The sequence below is a fragment of the Leisingera sp. G5_S3_59_S7 genome, from assembly GCF_054968485.1.
The window spans coordinates 26,005-48,607 of record NZ_JBQKUH010000009.1; the positions used below are offsets into that span (position 1 = coordinate 26,005).

Annotated in this window: 24 protein-coding genes; 16 read left to right on the top strand and 8 right to left on the bottom strand. The window is 67.5% G+C overall.

The window, feature by feature from the left end; translation table 11 throughout:
- Positions 1-81: 81 nt before the first annotated feature.
- The 3 genes from ACTRWG_RS06690 to ACTRWG_RS06700 all read left to right on the top strand — a co-directional run bounded on the left by ACTRWG_RS06690 (position 82) and on the right by ACTRWG_RS06700 (position 1,849).
- Entirely contained in the window at positions 82-990 is a 909-nt protein-coding gene (locus ACTRWG_RS06690) for a LysR family transcriptional regulator (RefSeq protein ID WP_245597329.1), read from the top strand.
- Between the two features lie 172 nt (positions 991-1,162).
- Positions 1,163-1,411, top strand: coding sequence for a hypothetical protein (locus ACTRWG_RS06695; RefSeq protein ID WP_027234653.1), 249 nt, complete (start codon positions 1,163-1,165; stop codon positions 1,409-1,411).
- A 252-nt stretch (positions 1,412-1,663) separates the two neighbouring features.
- On the top strand, positions 1,664-1,849 hold the full coding sequence (locus tag ACTRWG_RS06700) for a PLDc N-terminal domain-containing protein (protein ID WP_027234652.1): 186 nt from the start codon (positions 1,664-1,666) through the stop codon (positions 1,847-1,849).
- Between the two features lie 82 nt (positions 1,850-1,931).
- Here ACTRWG_RS06700 and ACTRWG_RS06705 read toward each other — a convergent pair whose 3' ends face one another.
- Entirely contained in the window at positions 1,932-3,278 is a 1,347-nt protein-coding gene (locus tag ACTRWG_RS06705; protein WP_036797128.1) for a mechanosensitive ion channel domain-containing protein, read from the bottom strand.
- Positions 3,279-3,569: 291 nt separating this feature from the next.
- On the opposite strand from ACTRWG_RS06705, the gene ACTRWG_RS06710 reads away from it, so the two are divergent.
- The 3 genes from ACTRWG_RS06710 to ACTRWG_RS06720 all read left to right on the top strand — a co-directional run bounded on the left by ACTRWG_RS06710 (position 3,570) and on the right by ACTRWG_RS06720 (position 4,838).
- Complete coding sequence (locus ACTRWG_RS06710) at positions 3,570-3,935, top strand: hypothetical protein (RefSeq protein WP_027234650.1); 366 nt, start codon at positions 3,570-3,572, stop codon at positions 3,933-3,935.
- A gap of 188 nt (positions 3,936-4,123) precedes the next feature.
- Positions 4,124-4,321, top strand: a complete 198-nt coding sequence (locus tag ACTRWG_RS06715; protein ID WP_259959796.1) for a CsbD family protein — start codon at positions 4,124-4,126, stop codon at positions 4,319-4,321.
- Between the two features lies 1 nt (position 4,322).
- Positions 4,323-4,838, top strand: a complete 516-nt coding sequence (locus ACTRWG_RS06720; RefSeq protein WP_027234648.1) for a pyridoxamine 5'-phosphate oxidase family protein — start codon at positions 4,323-4,325, stop codon at positions 4,836-4,838.
- Positions 4,839-4,949: 111 nt separating this feature from the next.
- Here ACTRWG_RS06720 and ACTRWG_RS06725 read toward each other — a convergent pair whose 3' ends face one another.
- Positions 4,950-7,529 carry an HWE histidine kinase domain-containing protein gene (locus ACTRWG_RS06725; protein WP_027234647.1) on the bottom strand — a complete coding sequence of 860 codons (2,580 nt, stop codon included), beginning with the start codon at positions 7,527-7,529 and terminating at the stop codon, positions 4,950-4,952.
- The gene (locus tag ACTRWG_RS06730) at positions 7,522-8,085 is read right to left on the bottom strand and encodes a biliverdin-producing heme oxygenase (RefSeq protein WP_027234646.1); all 564 of its coding nucleotides are present in this window, start codon (positions 8,083-8,085) and stop codon (positions 7,522-7,524) included. The genes ACTRWG_RS06725 and ACTRWG_RS06730 overlap by 8 nt, the downstream gene beginning before the upstream one ends.
- Before the next feature lie 429 nt (positions 8,086-8,514).
- On the opposite strand from ACTRWG_RS06730, the gene ACTRWG_RS06735 reads away from it, so the two are divergent.
- The 8 genes from ACTRWG_RS06735 to ACTRWG_RS06770 are packed head-to-tail and all read left to right on the top strand — an operon-like array spanning position 8,515 to position 17,704.
- A complete protein-coding gene (locus ACTRWG_RS06735; RefSeq protein ID WP_027234645.1) occupies positions 8,515-9,876 on the top strand; it encodes a serine/threonine protein kinase in 1,362 nt (453 codons plus the stop codon).
- Between the two features lie 11 nt (positions 9,877-9,887).
- The gene (locus ACTRWG_RS06740) at positions 9,888-11,246 is read left to right on the top strand and encodes an FHA domain-containing protein (protein WP_462829132.1); all 1,359 of its coding nucleotides are present in this window, start codon (positions 9,888-9,890) and stop codon (positions 11,244-11,246) included.
- A complete protein-coding gene (locus ACTRWG_RS06745; protein ID WP_462829133.1) occupies positions 11,230-12,177 on the top strand; it encodes a PP2C family protein-serine/threonine phosphatase in 948 nt (315 codons plus the stop codon). Before ACTRWG_RS06740 ends, ACTRWG_RS06745 begins: the two co-directional genes overlap by 17 nt.
- Positions 12,174-13,376, top strand: a complete 1,203-nt coding sequence (locus ACTRWG_RS06750) for a hypothetical protein (protein WP_462829134.1) — start codon at positions 12,174-12,176, stop codon at positions 13,374-13,376. The genes ACTRWG_RS06745 and ACTRWG_RS06750 overlap by 4 nt, the downstream gene beginning before the upstream one ends.
- A gap of 58 nt (positions 13,377-13,434) precedes the next feature.
- A complete protein-coding gene (locus ACTRWG_RS06755) occupies positions 13,435-15,495 on the top strand; it encodes a dynamin family protein (RefSeq protein WP_462829135.1) in 2,061 nt (686 codons plus the stop codon).
- A complete protein-coding gene (locus ACTRWG_RS06760; protein WP_462829136.1) occupies positions 15,492-16,484 on the top strand; it encodes a dynamin family protein in 993 nt (330 codons plus the stop codon). The genes ACTRWG_RS06755 and ACTRWG_RS06760 overlap by 4 nt, the downstream gene beginning before the upstream one ends.
- Positions 16,485-16,541: 57 nt before the next feature.
- Positions 16,542-16,925, top strand: coding sequence for a hypothetical protein (locus tag ACTRWG_RS06765; protein WP_462829137.1), 384 nt, complete (start codon positions 16,542-16,544; stop codon positions 16,923-16,925).
- A complete protein-coding gene (locus tag ACTRWG_RS06770; protein WP_462829138.1) occupies positions 16,922-17,704 on the top strand; it encodes a hypothetical protein in 783 nt (260 codons plus the stop codon). The genes ACTRWG_RS06765 and ACTRWG_RS06770 overlap by 4 nt, the downstream gene beginning before the upstream one ends.
- A 21-nt stretch (positions 17,705-17,725) precedes the next feature.
- On the opposite strand, the gene ACTRWG_RS06775 is transcribed toward ACTRWG_RS06770, so the two are convergent.
- From ACTRWG_RS06775 to ACTRWG_RS06790, 4 genes are all read right to left on the bottom strand, one after another.
- Positions 17,726-18,256 carry a redoxin domain-containing protein gene (locus tag ACTRWG_RS06775; RefSeq protein WP_462829139.1) on the bottom strand — a complete coding sequence of 177 codons (531 nt, stop codon included), beginning with the start codon at positions 18,254-18,256 and terminating at the stop codon, positions 17,726-17,728.
- A 77-nt stretch (positions 18,257-18,333) separates the two neighbouring features.
- Positions 18,334-19,086: a hypothetical protein gene (locus tag ACTRWG_RS06780; RefSeq protein ID WP_462829140.1), complete on the bottom strand. Its 753-nt coding sequence runs from the start codon at positions 19,084-19,086 to the stop codon at positions 18,334-18,336.
- A gap of 207 nt (positions 19,087-19,293) precedes the next feature.
- A complete protein-coding gene (locus ACTRWG_RS06785) occupies positions 19,294-19,626 on the bottom strand; it encodes a GYD domain-containing protein (protein ID WP_027234637.1) in 333 nt (110 codons plus the stop codon).
- A 141-nt stretch (positions 19,627-19,767) separates the two neighbouring features.
- A complete protein-coding gene (locus tag ACTRWG_RS06790) occupies positions 19,768-20,682 on the bottom strand; it encodes a LysR family transcriptional regulator (protein WP_462829141.1) in 915 nt (304 codons plus the stop codon).
- Between the two features lie 79 nt (positions 20,683-20,761).
- Between ACTRWG_RS06790 and ACTRWG_RS06795 the strand changes: the two genes are divergently transcribed.
- Positions 20,762-21,052, top strand: coding sequence for a putative quinol monooxygenase (locus ACTRWG_RS06795; protein WP_027234635.1), 291 nt, complete (start codon positions 20,762-20,764; stop codon positions 21,050-21,052).
- A 23-nt stretch (positions 21,053-21,075) separates the two neighbouring features.
- Positions 21,076-22,089 (top strand): zinc-binding alcohol dehydrogenase family protein, encoded by a 1,014-nt coding sequence (locus tag ACTRWG_RS06800; RefSeq protein WP_027234634.1) that lies wholly within the window; start codon positions 21,076-21,078, stop codon positions 22,087-22,089.
- An 18-nt stretch (positions 22,090-22,107) separates the two neighbouring features.
- Here ACTRWG_RS06800 and ACTRWG_RS06805 read toward each other — a convergent pair whose 3' ends face one another.
- Positions 22,108-22,566, bottom strand: coding sequence for an Lrp/AsnC family transcriptional regulator (locus ACTRWG_RS06805; RefSeq protein WP_027234633.1), 459 nt, complete (start codon positions 22,564-22,566; stop codon positions 22,108-22,110).
- Between the last annotated feature and the right edge of the window lie 37 nt (positions 22,567-22,603).

The following is a 22,603-nucleotide window of genomic DNA, read 5'->3' on the forward strand; positions in this document are numbered from 1 at the left end:
CCCACTGATAGATAACCCGGCTAGCATGAAACCAATTGTTGAGAAAAACTCACCCGGCTCCGGAGGATGCCAATGCAAGGAATGGGAGATATACCGGTGGTCGTGGCGGTCGCCGAAACCCATGGGTTCGCGGCTGCGGCGCGGCGGCTGGGGGTGTCGAAATCCGCCGTGAGCAAGCGGATCACCCAGATTGAAAAACGGCTTGGCGCGCAACTGTTCCACCGCTCCACCCGCAATGTCAGCCTGACCGAGGCGGGCGAGCATTTCTATGCCCATGCCGTCCAGGCGCTGGAGGCCGCGCAAGAGGCGGAGGACAGCGTTCTGGCGCTTCAGGCAGCGCCCAAGGGGCGGCTCAGGGTCAATGTGCCGATGGCCTTCGGGCGCCTGCATGTGGCTCCGCTGATCTCCGGATTTCTCTCGCGCTACCCCGGCGTGGCGGTGGACATGGTGATGGATGATCGGTTGACGGACCTGTTCGCGGACGGTTTTGACCTGGCACTGCGCGGCGGGACCCTGGCCGATTCCGCGCTTGTCGCCCGCAAGATTGCGCCCCTGCACAACATCCTGACGGCCTCTCCGGATTATCTGGAGCGGTGCGGCACGCCGGAAACCGTCGCTGAGCTGAGCCGTCACAACTGCCTCCAGTATTCCTACAGCCGGGATTTTCAGGAATGGATCTTTCACTGCGATGGCAAGGTGGAAACCTTCCGGCCGCACGGCAGCTACAGCGTCAACAACGGCGAAGCGCTGCGGGAGGCGATCCTGGACGGCACGGGCATCGGGCGGCTGCCAAGCTTCACTGCAGGGCCCGACCTTGCTGCAGGACGGCTGATAAGAGTGCTGCCTGACTGTCCGCTGCCGTCTCAGACCCTTTATGCGATATACCCGGAGCGCCGCCATCTGCCTGCTAAGGTACGGGTGTTCATCGACTTCATTCTTGAGCATCTCGGCGGCGATGTGCCGCCCTGGGACCGCGGCACCGGCCTGTAAATCAGCAAATATGCTGCAGCGCACCCGCGGCCTGCAGTAAATTTTTTTCTATATAATTCAAAAGCTTGACCTAGTATTCCCCTGCGGAAACCTGCAACTGCAGCATAAAGTCCGGGAACCTTTGCGGACGCCGGTGCGTTGACCGGCTGACACAACCCGAAAGGACAGTACTATGAAACCCTCTTATATTTTCGCCGCAGTGGCCGGCATTATTGTGCTGGTTTTCGCAGTCTACATGATCGACATCGATCAAACCGAAGAGACCCGTCTGCCTGACGTCGACGTCAATGTCGAAGGCGGACAGCTGCCTGAATTCGAGGCCGACGTTGGCGACATCGAAACCGGCTCCAAAGACGTGACCGTGACGGTTCCGACCGTCGACATTCAAAGCCCGGAAGAAGATGCCAAGGACGACGGGTGATCCACGACGTCTCAGATTATGAAAAAAGCGCAGCGCAGCCCGCTGCGCTTTTTTTTTGCCCGTTTTTTAGCCGGGTTCCGCTTAGGCCTCCTGCCCGACCTTGCCGCGCTTAGCGGGCTCAGGCTGCCGCCGCCCTGAAAACACGGCACGGCCAGAGAAGAAACCTTCTAAATCAGCGGGATGGAAGAAGTTGGGAACAATCTCCGGCTGCAAGCGTTTAGTTTCCAGAACATTTAGCGGAAGGGAAATACCATGGAATACGGACTGATTGGCCTGCTGGTACTGGCTGCGGACATTTATGCAATTATTCAGGTCCTGGGATCCGGGGCGTCAACCGCCGCCAAGATCATCTGGGTGCTCGTTATCCTGATCCTGCCGGTGCTGGGCTTTATCGCTTGGCTGGTGGCAGGCCCAAGGTCCTCTGCGGCAAACATCTAACCCTGCCGTATTTTGCACGTACCGGCCCGGCTGCTGCAGCCGGGCCGTTTTCATGTGCGGGAGATGCCGCCCTGCGGCGCTGTCACTCTGCCTTTTGCCGGGCATCCAGCAGGTTTTCCCCGCCATCCAGCCCTTCGCGCTCCCGCTCTGCCGCGCCGGCGGCCGCCAGCTCCGCCCGTTCCGGATCGGCCGCTTCCGGCAATTCGGCGCTGGCAGGCTCAGCCGCGCCCTTCCGGGCCCCGGTGTCCCGGGCCGGAGGGGCTGCTGCATCCGCCGCATTGTCCAGGCGCACCCTGTAGATCGGCTCCGGCAGGCCAAAGCCCGCCGCCTCCAGCGCCATCTTGGCGGCGCGGATCGCCTCGCCGCGCGCCTTGGCGAAATCCACCCGGGTCTGATCCACCCAGCCGGTGAAGGTCAGGATCACGTTGGAGTCCCCCACTTCGCTGATCCAGGCGCCGACTTCGGGATCGTCCAGCACAAACGCCTGCGCCTCCAGCGCGGCAACGGCGGTGGACAGCGCCGCCGCCAGATCCGCATCCGCATCCACGCCAAGGTCAAAGCCGAAGCGGCGCCGGGGATCGCGGGTGAAATTCACAATCCGGCCCTTGAACACGGTGGCATTGGGAATGCGGATATGGTTGCCCTCGGGCGAGATCAGGATCGTCGCGCGCGAGGTCAGCCGCGCCACCGTGCCCTGATCGCCCTGGATATCGACAAAATCATTGGGCCGGAACGGCTGCCGCAAGCTGAGCAGGATGGAGGCGATGAAATTCTCCACTGTGTCGCGCACCGCAAAGCCAAGCGCCAGGCCAACCACCCCCGCCGCGCCCAGCACCGCGCCGATCAGCGCGGTGGCGTTCAGAATGTCCAGCGCCAGCACCAGCCCGGTCAGGATGAACAGGATCCGCGCCACCGCCCGGTAGACATCGGCGATAAAGGCATTGGGCGCCAGCCGGGTCCAGATGCCGATCCGCGTGGTCAGCAGCCAGCCGCCCGCCGCCACTGCCGCAAAGGCGGCCAGCGCCACCAGAAAGATCGGCCCGTTTGCCAGCAGGTTGCGGGTGCGGGCGGCAATCCGGTCCATCGCCGGGGCCAGCCGTTCCTCCAGGGTGCCGCTGATCTGGGTTTCGTTTTCGATCGCCACCACACCGGCCACCCGGTTTATGATCTGCGTCAGCCGGTCCTGGGCGGTGTTGTCGATCACCTCGCCGGTGATGCGGACCACCCCTTCGGAAACAGACACATTCACCGACCCGTAACCTTCGATTTCCGCCAGCAGCTTCTCGATCCGGTTCAGGATTTCGCTGTCGCGCACCGCTGCTTCGCCGACCTCGATCCGGCCGTCGGTCTGCACCGGGTCGGCCGCGTTCTGGGCCTGGGCACCGCCGCCGCCAAGGCACACCGCCGCCAGCAGGATTAATATATGCAAACCCGCCAGCAGCACCCGGCACGGCCCCGCTCGGCGCCCCGGCCGCGCGGCCAAACATGTCATGTCGCGGCTCAATTCCGCATCCTCCTGTTGAAATGCCTGCCCCGCGCGTCGCAACCGGGGCTTGACCAGTCTTTGCCGCAGCAGACCGCCAGCGCAAGAGCGTAACCGCACCGGCCCCGGGCGAACCTCCGCCGCCCGCTGGTTTTTTACCCCGCGGATATGTCACAGTTTAATGCGCCTGACCTTACGGCGGTTCATTCCTCACATTCGAAAAACTGAGGAAGACCGATGACGACCAAAGCCGCTCACGCGCAAACGCCCGCTCTGATCCTGACCCCCCACGCCCTGGAGGCCGCGGACATCAGCGACTACCTGCTGCGGCGGGGATACCCTGCTGTGATCACAGAAACCCGCCTCGACGGTCTTGCCGCCGCGCTGGACTCCTCCGCGCGGCCGCCGCACCTGGTCTTTTTCGGCTTCCCGATCAGCAATCCGGACGCCCGCGACTGGCTGCAGTCGGCGATGGCCAAGGAATGGCGCATCATTCTGATCAACGGCGACACCACTGAGCCTGAGCTGCAGTCGCTGCCGATGCTGAGCCGCCCGTTCGCAACCCCGCACCTGGACGCGGCGATGCTGCTTCTGGGCGAGTAACCGCCTTTCGCCCGGCTGCAGAGGCCAATTCTGCCGCCGGGCCCTGGTTCGGAAAACCGCCAGCCGTCTCGCCTTTTGGCTGCGCAGCAGAGATACCGCGCAATCACGGAACTTCGCAGCCGCCACCGCGTTCTCCTATTACCGCCGCAGCGCGGCGGACCACCGCAATTTCCCAAGGAGGACACGACATGGATGACGACCGCATCACCGGAAAATGGACCGAGCTGAAGGGCCGCCTGCGGGAAACCTACGGCGAACTGACCGACGACGAGCTGGAAGAAACCAAAGGCGAGCGCCAGAAGCTCGAAGGGATGCTGCAGCAGCGGCTGGGCAAGACCAAGGACGAGGTACGCCAGACCGTCGACCGCATGCTGGACGGCATTTAACATGGCCCGCAGACCTGACAGTGACGCAGACGCCGCCGCCCAGTTGTGGAAACGACTCGATGACACCCGCACCGGCATGCTGTCGGTCGACGGCAGCAGCCAGCACCCGCAGCCGATGAGCCATTTCGCCGACCCTGACAGCGGCGAAATCTGGTTCATCACCTCCGCCGACACCGATCTGGTGGCTGCGGTCGGGCTGGGGGCAGAGGCCACTTTTTGCTATCAGTCGCAAAAGGGCGACTATCATGCCTCCGTCAAGGGGCCGCTGGTGGTCTATCAGAGCGAAGAAAAGCTCGACAGCCTGTGGAGCCCGCCAGTGGCTGCCTGGTTTGAGCAGGGCCGCGAGGATCCCAAGGTCACGCTGCTGCAGCTGACCCCGCGCGAGGCTGCCATCTGGGCGTCCGATTCCAACCCGATCCTGGTCGGGCTGAAGATGCTGAACGCCGCGATGCGCGACGATGTGAGCGAACCGGATGTTGGCATCCACCGGGTGATCAACTTCAGCGACGTAGCCTGACCTGCAAGCCTGACCTGCAGCCAGCGCCGCAAGCCGCAAACGATCAGGCCCGCCGGAACGCACCGGCGGGCCTGATCCGTTCAGCCCTGTCTTGCTCAGCGGCGCCGGCTGTCAGCCGCCGTTCTCCGCCGCGGCCATTGTCTCCAGAACCGCGCTCAGCTGTTCGACCGTGTAGGGCTTTTTCAGGATGTTCAGCCCCGGGAAGCGCTTAGCGACTTCGTCCGTTGAACCGTACCCCGTGGCCAGCACCACTGCGATGCCCAGCTCGCGGCATCGCTCCACCACCGGCAGCGAAGTTTCGGATCCCAGGTTCATGTCCGCCAGCACGAACTGCGTGCCGCCCTGCTCCAGCAGGTTCAGCGCGGTCGTGACTCCGCTGCAGGTTTCCACCTTTTCGGCGCCCAGCTGGGTCAGCATGTCCGCCGCATCCATGGCGATGATCATGTTGTCCTCCAGCACCAGAGCGCCGCCCGACAGCCGCGGCACGGCCGGCGCCTGCCGCGCGCCGGTGTCGGGCACCGGGCCCGCGGGCTTTTCCGCCTTCCGCACATGGCGGGCGGGCAGCAGAAAATCCGCTTCCAGCCCGGTGATCCGGTATCTGACGTCGGCTTCCCCCTGCAGTTCAAACGGCACCGATTGCTCGATAAGCGTGGTGCCGAAGCCCCGGCGCTCCGGCGCTTTTACCGGCGGGCCATCGTGTTCGCGCCAGCTCAGCGCGGCGGTGCCGTCGCGGTTCAGCGCGGTGCGGATCTCCACCCGGCCGGAGGAATCGCTGAGCGCGCCGTATTTGACCGAGTTCGTCACCAGCTCGTGAACCACCAGCGCCACGCAGGTAAAGGCCGCGGGCGACAGCTCCAGCGCGTCGCCGTCAATCGACACCCGGCTGGCCTTGCCCGCCAGAAACGCTTCGGTTTCGGTCCCGATCAGCACCGTCAGCGGGCTCCAATCCCACTCCGAGCCGGTCAGCTGGTCATGCGCCCGCGCCAGCGCGTGAATGCGCGCGTCCAGCACCTCGCCAAAGGCATCGGCGGATTTTACCGACTCCTTGCCCTGCGATACCAGCCCGCGGATCAGGTTCAGGATGTTGCGCACCCGGTGGTTCAGCTCCGCAATCAGCAGCTCCTGCTGGTCCTGCGCCCGCTTGCGGGCGGCGTTGTTTTCGTCCGCCAGCTTCAGAACCACTTCGATCAGCGTTGTGCGCAGCGCCTCGGCGGTGCGCTGCTCGCGCTGTTTCCACGGATGGCAATGGCCGCGCGCCACTTCCTTCCAGGCCTCGAAGCTTTTGCGCGGCGTCAGCCGCAGGCCATTCGGCCCCGGTTCAACTGGTTTTTCGGGATTGCCCGCCCAGGTCACCGATTTGACCACCTCGCGCCGGAACAGCACAAAGTAATCCCTCGGCTTGCGCGAGACCGGGATCGCCAGCAGCCCGGCCACCCGGTCCGCAAACCCGTCAGCGGCCGGATAGCGCTTGATCAGGTTGCTGTTGGAATAGATCTGCCCGGGCGGCGTGGTGTTCAGGAACCGCACCAGTCCCAGGAACTCCTCTTCCACCGGCGCGGATCCGGTGGATTTGTACTGCCCGTCCGAATAAATCGCGGCCCCGTCAAACGGAATGACATCGCCGATGCCGCTGCACAAGTCTTCAAAAGCCGCAAACAGATTGCAGCCATTGGACAGCTGCGGCATCAGGTTGTCGTGCAGCGCCCTGGAGCGGTCGATGTCGCCCAGTTCATCGGTCATCTCCATCTGGGCCAGCTCATAGTTGAACAGCTGCGCGAACAGCTCGACCGAGGTGCGCTTTTCATAGCTGAGGTAGCACGGGCTGTCATTGTGGCAGGCAAACAGCCCCCACAGCTGGCCGTTGCGCAGGATGGAAACCGACATCGAGGCCGCCACCCCCATGTTTCTCAGATACTCGATATGGATCGGAGACACCGCCCGGGTCACCGCCAGCGACAGGTCCAGCGGCTCGCCGTTGGGATCGGTCTCCGGCTGCACCGGATAGACCGGCGCCGCGACGTCGGGGATGATCCGCAGCAGGCTGCGCACATACAGCGCGCGGGCCTGTTTGGGAATATCGCTGGCCGGATAGCGCAGGCCCAGAAACGGCTCCATTCCGGACTCGCGGGCCTCGGCGATCACGGTGCCGCTGCCGTCTTCCTCGAACTTGTAGACCATGACCCGGCCAAAGCCGCTCAGCGCTTTCAGGCCCCGTGCGGCCTCCTGCGCCATCGCATCCAGTGCGCCGTGGCGCTGCACCCGGCCGATCAGTGCCTGCACTAGGCCCGGATCGTGCACATCGCCACCATCGGTGCCCCGGCGTTCGAATTCCAGAACGAACAGCCGCCCGGACTGGTGGATCGAAACGTCATACTTCTGCCCGTCGCCGCGCAAGTCATAGCCGAACACCCGCACCGCGCTCTGCTGCATCCGCAGCATCTGCATCCGGGTGCGCAGGTCGTGGAGCGCCTGCGGGCTGAGAATGTCCGTCACCGGCCGCCCCGCCAGCTCCGTCTCATCCAGCCCCAGAACCTCTGCACAGTTGGCAGAGGCATGGGAGATAATCCAGTCGGCGGAAACCGCAATCAGGCAGCCAAAGCTCTGCACCTGGCCAATAATGTGGATCGGCTCCCGATCGCAGGTGGTCAGATCCACCTGCGCCCTGGCAGCGCCGGACTTTTCGTCAGGCATGAATCGCCCTCCCCTCGGCAGACTCAGCAAAAATACATTCTAAGCAAAATCCAAACAGCCCGGTAGCATCTTCGACAACCCGGTCCGCTGCGGCACCTTCGGCCGGCAGCGCTTCGGCCCGGGCCGTAAAGCCGCGCCAGTATTCCGTGTAGGACGGTGCCGAGAGGTACTTACAGGCATAGATAACCTCCGGCAGGCCGCGCTCCAGCCACCGCTTGCGCAGCACCTGTGTGCCCAGCCGCGAACCGGACACCAGGTAATCCACCGCCAGCGGATGCGGGACCAGCGGCAGCTCAGGCGCATCCGCCGCACGGCCCAGCCGCGCCAGATCCTCGCCCGCCCGCTGCTTCAGGCCGCGGATCACCGGCGCACAGGCGGCACTCTGGCTGACCGGCTCCAGCGCCGCAAACAGCCGCCACTGCAGCAGCAAAAAGCGCGCGTAGCCGTCCGCACCCGCCTGATCCAGCCTGGTCACCTGTTCATCCAGCGCAGCATGGCAATGCCGCGTGTCCCCGCGCAGCCTGGCACGCAAGTTCTGATATTGGGCATCTGCCACGGAACCGTTCCCCTTTTCAGCAGCACTATAGCGTTCGCCTTAGCCGAATCAAAGGGCTCCCGCCGCAATACCAATGGTGGAAAATCGAATTTTCGCAACACCTTGGACACCTTTGAACAGGCAAATCACGGCGGGCCGGGCCATCCCGGCGCCTCTGCAGCGGCCGCCCTGCGCGGCGGGTTCAGGCCCTGCCGCCGGCCAGCCGGGTTTCCCGCCGGATAGGGCGCCAGTTTAACTAACTTCAACGCAAGTCGCCGACCGCCTGTTAACCCAGTGTTTACAGCCCTTTCCGCGCAAATACGGCGGAAATCGGGCGGTCCTGCCGCAATTGCCCGGAATCCGCCGCGAACATTCCGCATTTGGCTTTCAGCGTGAAGGCCCGTCCGCGCCCTCCGGCCGGACCCCACGCTGCCACAAGGAACTGACGCTGTGCCGCACGACACGTTCACTGCCGATCCGGCGCCGGCCTGCGAACTGCCCTGCGGCTTCAAGCTGCTGCAAGGCCAGTACCAGATCGAGCGGCCGCTGATCAGCGGCGGCTTCGGCATCACCTATCTGGCCCGCGACAGCCTGGAACGCCGCGTCGTGATCAAGGAATGCTACCCGGCGGGGCTCTGCCGCCGCGCCGGCACCGATGTGGAACCCGCCGCCCCCGAACACGCCAAATCCTGCCGCAACGTGCTGCGCGCCTTCCTGCGCGAGGCGCATCTGCTGGCCCGCGCCCGCCACCCCGGCATCGTCGGCGTGCATCAGGTCTTCAAGGAAAACCAGACCGCCTATATCGCGATGGAATTCATCGACGGGCTGGACCTGCTCACCGTGCGCGAAGAGCAGCCGGAGCGGCTGACCGGGCCGGTGCTGCGCCAGATTCTCGATCAATCGCTGGAGGCGCTCGACTGCCTGCACCGGCTGGGCGTCCTGCACCGCGACATCTCGCCGGACAACATCCTCCTGGGCAAGGACGGCACCGTGACGCTGATTGATTTCGGCGCCGCCTGCGGCAGCACCCCTGATGACGGCACCGCGCTGCCGATGCTGCTGGCGGTCAAGGACGGCTATTCCGCGCATGAGCTCTACAGCCCCGACCTGCCCCAGCGCCCGGCCTGCGACCTCTACGCGCTTGGCGCCACGCTCTACTATCTGATCACCGGCGCCCCGCCCGCGGCCAGCCAAAAGCGGCTGGCTGCGCTGATGGCGGGCTCTCCGGACCCCTGCCGCCCGCTGCTGGGCGGGCCCTGGGCCGCTGACCCGGCACTGCTGGCGACCGTGGACATGGCGATGTCGGTGCTTCCGGCGGAACGGTTCCACAACGCCAGCGCCTGGGCCGCTGCCCTGGCGGAAGAAGACGCGCCGCAACACGCCCCGGAGCCGCAGGCCGGCCCGGCGCCCGGAACCGCAGCGGCACCCGCCGATGACGGCAGCAGGCTGGCTGCGGTCATTGCCGATCTGGTCGCCAAGACCAATGACAGCCTCAAGCCCGGCCTGCCCCGCGCCGCCCGCCAGGCGCAGACCCCGCCTGCCAGCCCCACGGCCGCCCCGCGCCACCCGCCAGTCAACATCTTCGGCGAACCGGTCACCGACCTGGAGGCCTGGCTGGAAGAGGAAGACGCGATCGCCTGGCGCAAGAAAATCGCCCCCGCCGCGCAGCAGCCGCCGGCCGCAGCCCCTGTGCCGCTGACAGACCCGTCAGACCCGGCTTTGGGCCTGCGCCGGGACAAACCGACATTGACCGGCCGCTTGCGCAGGATTTTCGGGCGTCACGGCAACAGCCCGCAAACGGCTAAGAACTGAAGGAAATGGGTATGAAGTTCATCAAGGATATCATCGGCGAAAAGCGGGAACGGGTGCGCCTGGACGGCTCCGCCGCGCCAGCCGCGGAACCGGTCCAGCCGCCCGCAGAGGAGACCGGCAGCCGCGCGCCCCTCAGCCTCGGCCAAGGTTTCCGGCTGGACCCGGACCCGGCGCCGCACGCTCCAGCTGCCGCCGCGCCGCTGCCGGAGGATATCCGCGACCCGTTGGCAGCGCCCGGTGCAATCCCAGGGGAAGACGCCGCGGAGGCCTTCGGCAGCGTCGGCGGGAACGCGCCGGACGAGGACGCCATTGCCGCCTTCTTCGCCCGCGAGCAGAGCCAGGCCGAAGCCCCCTCAGCGCAGGACCGGCCGGACCCCGCCGTCTTCTTCGCCGCCCCGGACCATGACACCGCAGAAGCGGACCCTGCGGAAATGCCGGAAGAGGATTTCTTTGCCCCGCACGAGGATGAGGCGGAGGAATACACAGCCGAGCCTCTCGGCGCGGAACCGGATTTCTCCCGACTGCAGCAGCCGGACCCGGCGGCGGACACCGCCAGGCCGTACCGGGTCTTCACACGCAGCAACGCTGCCGGGCCGGATCCGGACACCGCGGCAGACCGCGCCGGAACCGCACCAGCAGCCCCTGCCCCGGCACCGGCTCCGCTGCCGGAAGTTCAACCGGAGCCGGAACCGCTGCCGGAACCGGAGCTGGCCCGGACCCCCGTGGACGTTCAGGCCAGTGTTTCCCGGCCAGAGACCCCGGTCCAACAGGCTGCCCCGGCCCCGGCGCCTCAGCCCGCGCCGGAAGAACCGCAAGCCGCCGCGCCGCAAGCCCCTGACGCTGCGCCGATCGACGTGCCCGCGCCCTCGATGGGCCGCGGCGCCAGCCGCGCGGGCCGGGTCAAGACCCGCCTTCTGGGCTTCAGCCCGGCGCAGGCAGCAGGCGCCGACCCCTTCGCCCGCAGCGCAGAGGCCGCGGCGCCCGCCTACACCCAGTTTCCCGTCGGCTGGCTCGCCATCGTGCAGGGCCCGGGCCGCGGCGCCGCCTTTACCCTGTTCAGCGGCGTCACCGTCATTGGCCGCGGCGAGGATCAGACCGTGCGGCTGGACTTCGGCGACAACAGCATCTCCCGCGACAACCACGCTGCCATCGCCTTTGACCCGGAACAGAAAGCCTTCTTCATCGGCCATGGCGGCAAGGCCAACCTGGTGCGCCGCAACGGCCGCCCCGTGCTCAGCACCGAGGAGCTGTCGGCGGGCGACGTGATCCGGATCGGCGAAACCACCCTGCGCTTCGTGCCGCTGTGCGGCGCGGACTTCGGCTGGGACCAGCCGCAACACAGCGATGCCGCAGATGCTGCATACCGCTGAGATCGGATACGACGCCGCAACGGCGGTCAGCCAGGGCCGCCGCGAACGGCAGGAGGACGCGGTTGCGGCCGACTTCCCGGCCGGCACCGGCACCGGCTTTGCGGTGCTGGCCGACGGCATGGGCGGTCATGCGGCCGGCGACATCGCCAGCCGGATCGTGGTGACCGAAGTGTTCAGCGAGCTGAAGCTGCAAGCCGGGGACCCCGCGGCGCTGGAGCAGGCCATCGGCGCGGTGCTGCAGCAGGCCGCCAACGGCGCCGACGCCTGTCTCGGCGAATATGCCAGCCACCGGCCCCAGGCCCGCGGCATGGGCGCCACCCTGCTGGCCCCGGTGCTGTTTTGCGACCGGCTGTACTGGATCTCGGCCGGCGACTCGCCGCTCTACCTGTTCCGCGAGGGCAGCCTGATCCGGCTCAACGCCGACCACTCGATGGCGTCCGAGTTGGATAGCCTGGTGGCCGAGGGCCGGATGGACGCCGCCGAGGCCGCCAGCCACCCGGACCGCCACTGCGTCACCTCGGTGCTGACCGGAGCCGGCATCCCCCGCATCGACTGCCGCAGCGCCCCGCTGCGCCTGCAGGCGGGCGATATCGTGCTGGCCGCCAGCGATGGGCTGCAATTCCTGCCGGAAGCTGAAATCGCCGCGGTGCTGGCCGCCGAATGCCTGAGCCCCAGCGCCCGCATCGGCGCTGTGCTGATGCAGCGGCTGGAGGCGCTGAACGCGCCCGAGCAGGACAATGCTGCGCTCTGCGTGATCAAACCCTTCGATGCGCGCGCGGCAAACCCGGAGCCGGCACAGCCCGCACCGCCGCAGCCGGAAACCGCAGCGCCACGGCCCCGCGCCGGCCGCCGCGTCGTGACCCTGCTGGCCTCCGCGACATGGCGCTCCGCGCCTGCTGCCAGCCAGAACAAGACGGATGCACCGGTGTGAGCCTTCCCCAGAGAGACATATCCCCGCTTGCAGGCCAGCTGGAGCAGACCCTCAGCACCGGGCTGCTGCCGCCGGATGTCACCGGCTGGGGCAGCCAGCTGCTGCAACGGCTGCGCCAGCCGGTCCAGGTGGCCGTCACCGGCGCCCCGGGCACCGGCAAATCGGCGCTGACCGACATGCTTCTGGGCCGGGTGGTGATCGGCAAGAGCGCCGCGGGCCTGCCGGTCGAGATCTGCCACGGCCCCGAGGAGCGGGTGGTGTTTGACACCGATGCGGGCGAACGCCTGCAGCAGGCAGGCTGCCTGGCAAGCACCGCCGTGCCGCCGGGCGCAGTGCGGGCGCGCCAGTATCTGCCCGACCCACGGCTGCGCTCCCGCAGCTACACCGAAATCCCGCTGGCAGGCCCGCCTGCCCGCCAGCAGGACACGCTGCAGCAGGCCGCCGCCATGGCGGACATCATCCTGTGGTGCAGCGAAACCTTCCCGGAGGCCGAGCAGTCCCTGTGGTCGGCCGTGCCCGACAGCACCAAGGATCACAGCTTCCTGGTTCTCACCATGGCCGACCGGCAGATCATGCGCGGCACCCTCCCCGGGCTGATCGAGTCGCTGGAACCGGTCGCGGCAGAGGAGTTTCTCGGCGTCTACCCGGTGGCCGCGATTCAGGGCCTGACGGCGCAGGCGGCGGCCAGGCCGGCAGAGGATCTGTGGCGCTCCAGCGGCGGCAAGCAGCTGGCCGAAGACGTGCAGCGCCAGATCGGCCTGGGCCGCGCTTCGGATGCGGATCAGGCCGAACTGCTGATCCGCCAGTTCGGCGGCACCCTCCCGGCAGAGCCTCCGCAGCCGCCCGCCGCTCAAACCGCCAGGGCCGCCAGCGCGCCGCAATCCCCCGCCGCCAGCCTGGCCGCGGCGCTGGACCAGCTGCAAAGCGGCGCCGAGGACATGCTGGCCCAGGCCGAAGCCGCCGGCGGCCCCCAGGCGGGTCCCGTCTTGGCGCAATGCATGGACCTGATCCGCGGCTTGTCCAGCTCGCTGGAGGCCATGCCCGGCAGCGAGGCGGTGAGCGCCGCCCGCGAGGCCGCCCAGGACGGCGAGGAGCTGTTGATGCTGTGCCAGCTGGAACAGGATGAGGACGCGGCCATCGACGCGGTGACGCTGCTTTTCCAACTGAAGAAGGAGCTTGCCGAAGACTCCCCCGGATAAAGCCCGCGCCCGGAAAAGCGCCTGAAAACAAGCCAATGCAGGAACAGCAGATTCAACCATGAACATGGAAGCCCAGATCGAGAGTGCAACAGACATCCGCGCCTCCGCGCGGCCGACCAACCTGAACGCCGGGCTGGAGCCGCTGGCGGGTTTTGCCCGCAAGGCGCAGCGGCTGGAGACCGCGCTGGCCACCCTCGCGGAGGTGTCGGGCGTGCGCGTTCAGCGCAGCCTGGCCCGGCTCCAGGCAGAGCTTGGCACGTTTGAGCCCAGCGTCACCCTGCTGGGACAGGTGAAATCCGGCAAGACCTCTTTGGTGAACGCGATGGCGGGCTGGGCCGACCTGCTGCCGTCTGACGTGAACCCCTGGACCTCGGTTGTCACCTCCCTGCACCTGGAGCCGGGCGAGACCCGCACCGAAAACAAGGCCAGCTTCCAGTTCATGACAGAGGAAGAATGGGACCGGCTGACCACCAAGGGCGGCCGCATCGGCGAGATGGCCGGCCGCGCCGGCGCAGGCAGCGAGCTGCAAAAGATCCGCGCCCAGATCGAGGAAATGCGCGAACGCTCCCGCCAGCGGCTGGGCCGCAAGTTCGAGCTCTTGATGGGGCAGAAACACGACTACGGCTATTTCGACAAGAACCTGATCGAACGCTACATCTGCCTCGGAGACGACTTCGATGACGCAGGCCTGGGCGAGGTCGACGAACAGGGCCGCTTTGCCGACATCACCCGCGCCGCCGATCTGTACCTCAACTGCCAGTCCATTCCCCACCGCCTCTGCCTGCGCGACACGCCCGGCGTCAACGACACCTTCATGATGCGCGAGCAGATCACCATCCAGGCGATCCGCGACAGCCGCATCTGCGTGGTGGTGCTGTCGGCGGGCCAGGCCCTCACCTCGGTCGACATGGGCCTGATCCGAATGATCTCCAACCTCAAGTCGCGCGAGGTGGTGATTTTCGTCAACCGCATCGACGAGCTGGCCGACCCCGCAGACCAGGTGGCCGAGATCGAGGCCAGCATCCGCCAGACACTGGAAGCCCATCATGGCCCGCAGGAGGCCACCATCCTCTTTGGCAGCGCCTATTGGGCCAACAAGGTGCTGACCGGCGGGCTGGAGGATATGGACCCGTCCAGCTCCGCCGCGCTGCTGAACTGGGCCGAAGCCTCGGTCAATGCCTCCCACGCCAAGGCCACCGCCCAGAACATGGTGTGGGAGCTGTCGGGCATCCCGGCCCTGAACCGCGCCGTCTCCGAACGCATTGCTGCCGATCTCGGCACCCCGCTGCTGGCCCGCATTGCCGCCTCCGCCACCACCGCCGCCACCGGCCAGCAGGCCGCCAACGCGGTTATGGTGCAGGGCGAAGGCAGCAGCGGCGGCGCCAATCTGCACGACGTCCGCACCGCTTTTGAGGATCTCTGCCAGACCCATCTGCAGGCGCTGGAGGCGGAGGCGGGCCAGGTGCTCGACGCCTTCCGCGACCGCGCCGACCGGGCGCACGCCACCTTTACCGACCGCGCCACCCACGCGCTGATCGACCACCTGGAGAAATGGGGCGAGGATTGCCATTGGGAATACGACCCGGCCGGGTTGCGGATGCTGCTGCGCTCTGCCTACTCCGTCATGACCAGCCGCCTGCAATCCGCTGCGCAGAACCGGTACGAGGCCGCGGTGCAGGATGTGGCAGAGCTGCTTTACGACGGCTTCGGCCCGGCGGTCGAGGGCATCCAGCTGGCAGTGCCCGAGGTGCCCCAGCCCGCCTCGCCCGTCGCCCTGGCGCAGTCCATCGCACTGGATTTCAACGACAGCTGGTGGGCCTCTTGGTGGCGCCGCACCCGCGGCTACAAGGCCTTTGCCAGACAGTTCCGCAGCCTGATCGCGGGCGAGACAGAGGACTTCATGACCCAGCTCAAGACCGTCCAGACCGCGGACGCCCGCGCCGCCATCCATGCCCGGCTTCAGGCCTTTTTCGACGAACAGCGCGACATCCTGCTGGAAATCGCCGACTGCCGCCGCGGCGGCGGCGACATGCAGGCGCTGTTCGCGGGCGATGAGGCCCGCCGCCGCCAGTCCCGGACCGCCGCCGCCTTGGAAACCCTCAGGAGCTTCACCGCATGAACCAGCAAACCGCCATTCCCGCCCCCCTCGCCGCGGACGCGGCCCCGGCGCGCAAGCCCCGCCTGGCGCTGATGGGGGAATTCAGCGCCGGCAAAAGCACGCTGACCAACCTGCTGGCGGGCCGCGCCCCGCTGCCCACCCGCGTTACCGCCACCCGGCTGCCGCCGGTCTGGCTGTCGCACGGGCCGGAGGGCGCCAGCCTCACCGGCACCGACGGCAGCGAAACCCCGGTGCCGCTGGAGGACATAGCCGAAGCGCCGCTGGAGAGCACCGCACTGATCCGCCTGACCCTGCCCGCCGAGGCGCTGGAACTCTGCGACCTGATCGACATGCCCGGCATCTCAGACCCCAACATGCCCGCCAGCGTCTGGCAGGCGCTGCTGCCCGAGGTCGACAGCGTGATCTGGTGCACCCATGCCACCCAGGCCTGGCGGCAGTCCGAAGCCGCCGCGTGGGAGGAGATTTCCAGCCGCCTTAGCGGCCCCAGCACCCTGCTGATCACCCACTTCGACAAGCTCCGCAATCCCCGCGACCAGGACCGCGTGCTGCGCCGGGTGCAAAAGGAAACCGGCGATGCCTTCAACGCCATCTTCCCGCTGTCGCTCAGCCAGGCGCTGACCGCGGGCGAGGATATGGAGGCGTGGAAGACCAGCGGCGCCGACCGCTTTATCGAATATCTGGTGGACCTGCTGCTGAACTGGGCAAAGCCCGGCCGCCGCCCGGACAGCGCCGCAGCCCCGGCGCGGCCACAGGCTGCCCCGCAAGCCGCACCGCAAGCGGGCGAAGGTCCGCGCGCCGAGGTGCTGGATTTCGGCAGCAAGCGCGAGGCCGCCGCCCAGATTCAGTCCCAGGCGCAACCGCAGCCACCTGCGGGGGCCGCCAGCGCCGATCCCGCCAGCCGGGTGATGCCGCGCCGCGTGGCGCCTCCGGCCAAGCGCAGCCAGCGCCCGGGCCGCGCCCGCCCCGAAACCCAGCCTGCCGGAGACTGATACTGCCATGCCAGCCTCTGCCGCCCCGGATTGCCCGCACCGCGAAGGAGACCCAAGGTGACGCTTGCCTGCCAGCTCGACACCCTGCGCCAAGGCGCGGACGGCTGCCGCCTGGCGGCCTTCGGCGATCTGGGCGCCAGCATCGTCCTGCGCAGCAGCAGTGCCGCCAGCCACCCGCAGGAATACCTCGACGCGCTGTGCCAGCAGGCCCGCCGCGGCTTCCTGATGCTCGATGCCGCGGTGCAGGCCGGGCCGGAGGCGGCAGCGCCGCCTGCCGATGACATCCTGATGCTGGCCCCGGGCGAAGCCCGCCTCTGCATCCGCGCGCCCGACGGGTCCGGCGACGCCCTGCTGTGCGTCTGCAGCGATGCCGGCACTGCCGCCCGCCTCGCCGCACCGGCGCGGGCGCTGCTGGCCCGTCTCGGCGGAGGGGCAGGATGACCAGCCCTGCCCGCCAGCTCCCCGGCGCTGAGCCCGCCACGGACGCGCTGCACCAGGCGCTGCGGCAGCTGGCGCAGCCGGTGCAGGCGCTGACCGCCCGCGCGCAGCACGCCGCCGCGGGGCAGGAGCCGCTGCTGGATGCCCTGCTGCGCGAAATCGGGGAAACCGTGCTGCCGCGCGAAATCACCCTGTGCATCGGCCAGACCCCCGCCGCCGTCCTCACCGCCGCCCACCGCAGGCTTGCAGGCCTCAGCCTGGGCGGCACGGCGGAGGCCGGAGACGCACCGGAAGACCCCGCCGCCGCCGCCCGGCTGTTTGCCGCCCGGCTGAACAGGCTGGAGGCGGCGGCCGCAGGCACCGGCGTCACCTTCCGCCGCCGCCCCTGCGCAGCGCCGCAGGGCGCGGGCAGCTGCACCACCGCCCAGCTGCAAGAGGCCCTGGCGGCTGCCGGCCGCAGCCCTCTCAGCAGCTTCCGCAGCGCCGCCGCCCCGCAGGCCTTGGCGTGGATCCATTGCGGCCCCGGCGGCCAAGCGCCTGACACCGGAGGGCCTGAGCCCCTGCTCAACCAGCTGCAGGCGGTCCGCAGCACCTTTGCCGCCAGCGCCGCCCGCCCGGGCTCCGCCAGGATGCCCGCGCGCAAGCCGGACTGCCTGCTGCTGCCCGTGTCCCCTGACGTCCGCATCCTTGCGGCCTCGCATGAGGAGGAACTGCTGCTTCTGGCCCTGCCGCCCGCGGCCGTCCCCGGCATGATCGAAACCTGGAACAGCCTCTTTTCCTGAGCTCTCCTGCCCCGGCGCGGGTCAGACCGTGCAGCCCGCCGGGCCGCAGCTGCCCGCGGCTCCGGCCCCGTCCGGCGGATCGCCCGCCGCCGCCGGCGCGCCCTCCGCCATCAGCGCGGCAATTTCCGCCCCCAGCCGCAGCTCCGAGACCTCACCGAAGTGGTGCGCGCGCAGCTCCCCGTCCTTGCCGATCAGCAGCAGGCTGGGCGTGCCGCGCATCCCATAGGCCTCCATCGTGCGCGGCAGCGGCCCGTCGCCGGGACGGTCGACACCGACCGGAAAACTGATCCGGTATTCGTGCAAAAACGCCTCCAGCGACACCGGCGTCATCGCCGCGTGATGCTCAAACACCGTGTGCAGCCCCAGCACCGCCACCTGGTCCTGCGGAAAGGCCGCGCGCACCCTCTGCGCCAGCGGCAGCCCGTGGCGCACACAGCCGGGGCACAGCATCTGAAACGCCTCGATCACCACCACCCGGCCCCACAGCGACTGCAGGGTGACGGGACCGGGACTGTTGAACCATTGCTCAGTATCGAGTTCGGGGGCGGGCATGTCTTTCTCCTTGTCTCCGCTCGGTCAGAGGCGCCGCCCCGGCCCGCCCGCAAACGGGGCCGCCGGGGCAGCAAGTGTCACAGCTTGCCCGGCAGGCTCAGATCGCCGGAGGCCACATCGAACACGTCGGTAACGCACAGCAGCGGCGCGTGGATATTTGCGTTCACCCGCAGCGCCGCTGTCACCCCGTCATAGGCCGCGCCCTCCAGCGCCACGCCGCGGCCAAAGGCTGCCGTCACCGCAATTTCCGGCCCGTCGAACACCGGCGAGAACCCAGGGCTGTCGAGGAAGATGGGAAACCCCGGCCAGGTCGCGGGCACCTGCGGCTCCTCCCCTTCCGGAATGTCCCGCACCGCCAGCGCGCCGGGGCCGCAGGCCTCTGTCGGGGTCAGCACCACCCAATGGCTGTGCCAGACCACCCCGTCGTTGGCCGGATCGCCGTCCTGGTTTTCATCAAACAGCGGCGTGTCATCGAAATCCGGATGGCTGGTCGCCGCCAGCGCCAGAATGCCGGTGCCGCCCTCGAACCCCACCGCCGACGGGTCCAGCGAGGTCGGCCAGACGTAGGAGAGCACGCCTGCCCCGCCCACGGCGCCCGCTGCTTCCGGCACCTCAGTGCCCGCGTCGCCGTTGGTGGTCATGTGAAAGGTCACCAGGTTGCCCTTGCGCTGCGCATGCGCCGCCAGAATGTCAAATGCCGCCCGCGTTCCCTCCGCTGCCGCCGACAGGACCGCGCCGTCCTGTTTGACCGCAGGGGTGTGGCCCTCATCCGCCATGGCTGCACCCGCAGCCAGCATCAGCGCCACGCCCGAAATAAATGAAATCCGCATTGCAATATCTCCGTTATGTCCTTTGTGATGCTCTCTTTTAGTTTCGAGTCGATACGTTTTGCAAGTATTATTTCGACTCGACACTATTTGGAGCACGCCAGCCCCCCTGCCGATGGGGCCTCGCACGGAGATTGCGGCCGCGCTGGAATTGCAGGCGGCCGCAGCACAGCTGAACTGTCAGATCACAAAACCCGGCTCAGACGGTTTTCACTTCCCGGGCGCCTTGTAGGCGCCGGCAATGCCGCCCGCCTTCTTCTGCATTTCGGTGAACTCATCCGAGGAGAAGGCCCGCACGGTCTTGAGGTTGCTGACTGCACCGCTGGCGCCGACAGCCAGCAGGCCGGCCAGCAGGGCAGAGACGTCATCAATGGTTACAGTGATCGCAAAATCGCTTTCACCCGTGGTCAGATAGAAATTCTCCTGGGTGCCGCCCGCTGCTTCGACAACAGCCCGCGACGCAGACTCGCGGTCGCTTGGGCTTTCGACCATCGCCTTCATGGCAGAGGACGTGTAACAACCGGTCACAATAAATCTTGGCATTCTGACTCTCCCTGGGGGTGGTGAGGCGAGCCGCTCCTGGGCACGATGCCGGACAGTCCGGCCCGCATGCCCCCGGGGCCGGATGATAGCACAGACCGGGCCGTTTGGCATTTGAAACCGGGCAAAGGTTCCGCGCCCGTCCTAAGCGCTGACCGGAAGCGCGGCGCTGATCGCCTCTGCCAGCACCCGCACGCGCCGCGGCTGCGCGCGCCCCGGCGGAAACATCATCTGCAGCGGATTGGGCGGCGGCAGATAGTCTTCCAGCAGGGCCACCAGCCGTCCGGCCTTCAGGTCACCGGCCACATCCAGCTCCGATTTCAGGATGATCCCCTGCCCCGCCAGCGCCCATTGCCGCACCAGCCAGCCGTCATTCACGGTTTTGTTGCCGCGCACGGTCACCGCCTGCTGTGCCTTGCCACTGCCAAAGCGCCAGACATTGTCCAGGGTCCGCCCGAACCGCATCACCAGGCAATTGTGCTGCGCCAGATCCCCGGGCGACTGCGGCGCGCCATGCGCCGCGATATAGGATGGCGCGGCGCAGACGATCCGCTGGAACTCCCCCAGGCTGCGGATGCGCAGGGTGCTGTCGGTCACCGCGCCAAACCGCAGCGCAATGTCGAACCCCTCGCCGACGATATCGACATAGCCGTCGGACAGCGACAGCTCGACCGAAATCGCAGGATGCTCCGCGGCGAAACCCGCCACTACATCCGACAGGATGCTGCGGCCCAGATCCACCGGCGCGCTGACCCGCACCGGCCCCGACAGCGTCTGCGCCCCGTGGCGGATGCGGGCGTCCAGATCATCGACCTCGCCCAGCACCAGCCGGGCGCCCTCCACCAGCGTCCGCCCCGCCTCCGTCAGGCTGATGGAGCGGGTGGTGCGATTGAACAGGACCACGCCGTAATGCGCCTCTAGCGCCGCCAGCCGCTCCGACACGGTGGTGGCCGACAACCCCAGCTCGCGCCCGGCGGCGACCAGGCTGCCCTTCTCGGCGATCATCAGGAACAGGCGGATATTGTCGATCAGCATTATACGGATTCCCCGGATTATCATTCCGACCCTGGCCCGTTTATCCGGAAATCTCCAGCGCGTATCTTTCCCTCAGCACAGAAACACCCAAGGAACCTAGCCAATGCCCAACCTGACCATCGTCGCCAACATCACCGCCAACCCCGGTAAAACCGAGCTGGTGAAGGCCGAGCTGGAAAAGCTGATCGCCATCACCCGCGCCGAGGATGGCTGCATCACCTACGATCTGCACCAGGACAACGAAAACCCCGCCCATTTCATGTTCTATGAAACCTGGGAGAGCCGCGCGCTGTGGCAGACCCACATGCAGGCCCCCCATCTGGCCGCCTACATGGACGCCACCGAGGGCGCAGTGGCCGAATTCACCCTGCACGAAATGACCCTGATCGGCTGAGCCGGCGCAAGGAAGGACACGACATGAAAGCTGTAGGCTACACCAGCACCGGCCCCATCGACCGCCCCGGCGCGCTGATTGATTTCGAGGCCGACAAGCCCGAACCCGCCGGCCACGACCTGCTGGTCCGGGTGCAGGCGGTCTCGGTCAACCCGGTGGACTGCAAGATCCGCCAGCGCCGCGCCCCCGAAGGCGACAGCCCCGCCATCCTCGGCTGGGACGCGGTGGGCGAGGTCGCCGCAACCGGCGAGGCCGCCACCCGGTTCAAACCCGGCGACCGCGTCTGGTACGCCGGCGCCATCGACCGCCCCGGAACCAATGCCGAATACCACCTGGTGGACGAACGCATCGCGGGCCATGCCCCCGCCTCCGCCGCCAATGCCGCCGCCGCGGCGCTGCCGCTCACCACGCTGACCGCTTATGAGATGCTGTTCGACCGCCTGGACGTCACCCGCCCGGTGTCCGGTGCAGCCAATGCGGTGCTGATCATCGGCGGTGCCGGCGGCGTCGGCTCGATTGCCATCCAGCTGCTGAAACAGCTGACCGATGCCACCGTCATCGCCACCGCCTCACGCCCTGAAACCCAGGACTGGGTGTGCAAACTCGGCGCCGATCACGTGATCGACCACTCCCAGGCCCTGCCCGGCCAGATCGCCGCGCTTGGCATCGGCGCCCCGGCCTTTGTCTTTGCCACCCAGCACTCCGGCAGCTACGTGCCGCAGATTGCAGAGCTGATCGCACCGCAGGGCCGCTTCGGGCTGATCGACGATCCCGAAAGCTTTGACATCATGCCGTTCAAGGGCAAGTCCGTGTCGATCCACTGGGAAATGATGTTCACCCGCCCGGTCTTCGCCACCGCCGACATCGCCCGCCAGGGCGCCATCCTCGATGAGGTCGCCGGGCTGGTCGATGCGGGCCGCATCAAAACCACCGCAACCGAAGCCTTCGGCGTCATCAACGCCGCCAATATCACCCGCGCCCACGCGCTGCTGGAGAGCGGCAAGGCCCGCGGCAAGATCGTGCTGGAGGGCTTCTGACGGCCCGCTGCCAACTGGTCAGGAAGCCGGCGGGAACACCGCCGTCTTCTTGACTGTCCCGTAAACGAAACTGGTGTCGATCGAGGCAATGCCGCCAATCGGGTGAATGCGGTTGCGGATAAAGCTCTCATAAGCCTCCAGGTCCGGCACCAGCACCCGCAGCTGGTAATCCATCGCCCCGGTCAGCACATGGCACTCCAGCACCTCGTCCATCCGCCGTACCCGGCCCTCAAAGGACTGCACGTCGGTTTCATTGTGCCGCTCCAGCCGGATCCGCACAAAGACGGTGATCGCCATGCCATAGGCCGTAGCGTCCACATCGGCGCTGTAGCCGCGGATCACCCCGCTGGCCTCCAGGTTCCGCACCCGGCGCAGGCAGGGCGAGGGCGACAGGTTCACCGCCTCGGCCAGATCCTGGTTGGTCATCCGCCCGTCGCGCTGCAAGGCGCGGATGATCTGTCTGTCTTTGCTGTCCATGAGACCCTCTATTGGCAGATTATGCCAATTTGTACGC

Bases quoted from the DNA above. Each gene is read 5' to 3' on its own strand.
- ACTRWG_RS06690 (WP_245597329.1), top strand. From the start codon at position 82: ATGGGAGATATACCGGTGGTCGTGGCGGTCGCCGAAACCCATGGGTTC.
- ACTRWG_RS06695 (WP_027234653.1), top strand. From the start codon at position 1,163: ATGAAACCCTCTTATATTTTCGCCGCAGTGGCCGGCATTATTGTGCTG.
- ACTRWG_RS06700 (WP_027234652.1), top strand. From the start codon at position 1,664: ATGGAATACGGACTGATTGGCCTGCTGGTACTGGCTGCGGACATTTAT.
- ACTRWG_RS06710 (WP_027234650.1), top strand. From the start codon at position 3,570: ATGACGACCAAAGCCGCTCACGCGCAAACGCCCGCTCTGATCCTGACC.
- ACTRWG_RS06715 (WP_259959796.1), top strand. From the start codon at position 4,124: ATGGATGACGACCGCATCACCGGAAAATGGACCGAGCTGAAGGGCCGC.
- ACTRWG_RS06720 (WP_027234648.1), top strand. From the start codon at position 4,323: ATGGCCCGCAGACCTGACAGTGACGCAGACGCCGCCGCCCAGTTGTGG.
- ACTRWG_RS06725 (WP_027234647.1), bottom strand. From the start codon at position 7,529: ATGCCTGACGAAAAGTCCGGCGCTGCCAGGGCGCAGGTGGATCTGACC.
- ACTRWG_RS06740 (WP_462829132.1), top strand. From the start codon at position 9,888: ATGAAGTTCATCAAGGATATCATCGGCGAAAAGCGGGAACGGGTGCGC.
- ACTRWG_RS06745 (WP_462829133.1), top strand. From the start codon at position 11,230: ATGCTGCATACCGCTGAGATCGGATACGACGCCGCAACGGCGGTCAGC.
- ACTRWG_RS06755 (WP_462829135.1), top strand. From the start codon at position 13,435: ATGAACATGGAAGCCCAGATCGAGAGTGCAACAGACATCCGCGCCTCC.
- ACTRWG_RS06760 (WP_462829136.1), top strand. From the start codon at position 15,492: ATGAACCAGCAAACCGCCATTCCCGCCCCCCTCGCCGCGGACGCGGCC.
- ACTRWG_RS06770 (WP_462829138.1), top strand. From the start codon at position 16,922: ATGACCAGCCCTGCCCGCCAGCTCCCCGGCGCTGAGCCCGCCACGGAC.
- ACTRWG_RS06775 (WP_462829139.1), bottom strand. From the start codon at position 18,256: ATGCCCGCCCCCGAACTCGATACTGAGCAATGGTTCAACAGTCCCGGT.
- ACTRWG_RS06780 (WP_462829140.1), bottom strand. From the start codon at position 19,086: ATGCGGATTTCATTTATTTCGGGCGTGGCGCTGATGCTGGCTGCGGGT.
- ACTRWG_RS06785 (WP_027234637.1), bottom strand. From the start codon at position 19,626: ATGCCAAGATTTATTGTGACCGGTTGTTACACGTCCTCTGCCATGAAG.
- ACTRWG_RS06790 (WP_462829141.1), bottom strand. From the start codon at position 20,682: ATGATAATCCGGGGAATCCGTATAATGCTGATCGACAATATCCGCCTG.
- ACTRWG_RS06795 (WP_027234635.1), top strand. From the start codon at position 20,762: ATGCCCAACCTGACCATCGTCGCCAACATCACCGCCAACCCCGGTAAA.
- ACTRWG_RS06800 (WP_027234634.1), top strand. From the start codon at position 21,076: ATGAAAGCTGTAGGCTACACCAGCACCGGCCCCATCGACCGCCCCGGC.
- ACTRWG_RS06805 (WP_027234633.1), bottom strand. From the start codon at position 22,566: ATGGACAGCAAAGACAGACAGATCATCCGCGCCTTGCAGCGCGACGGG.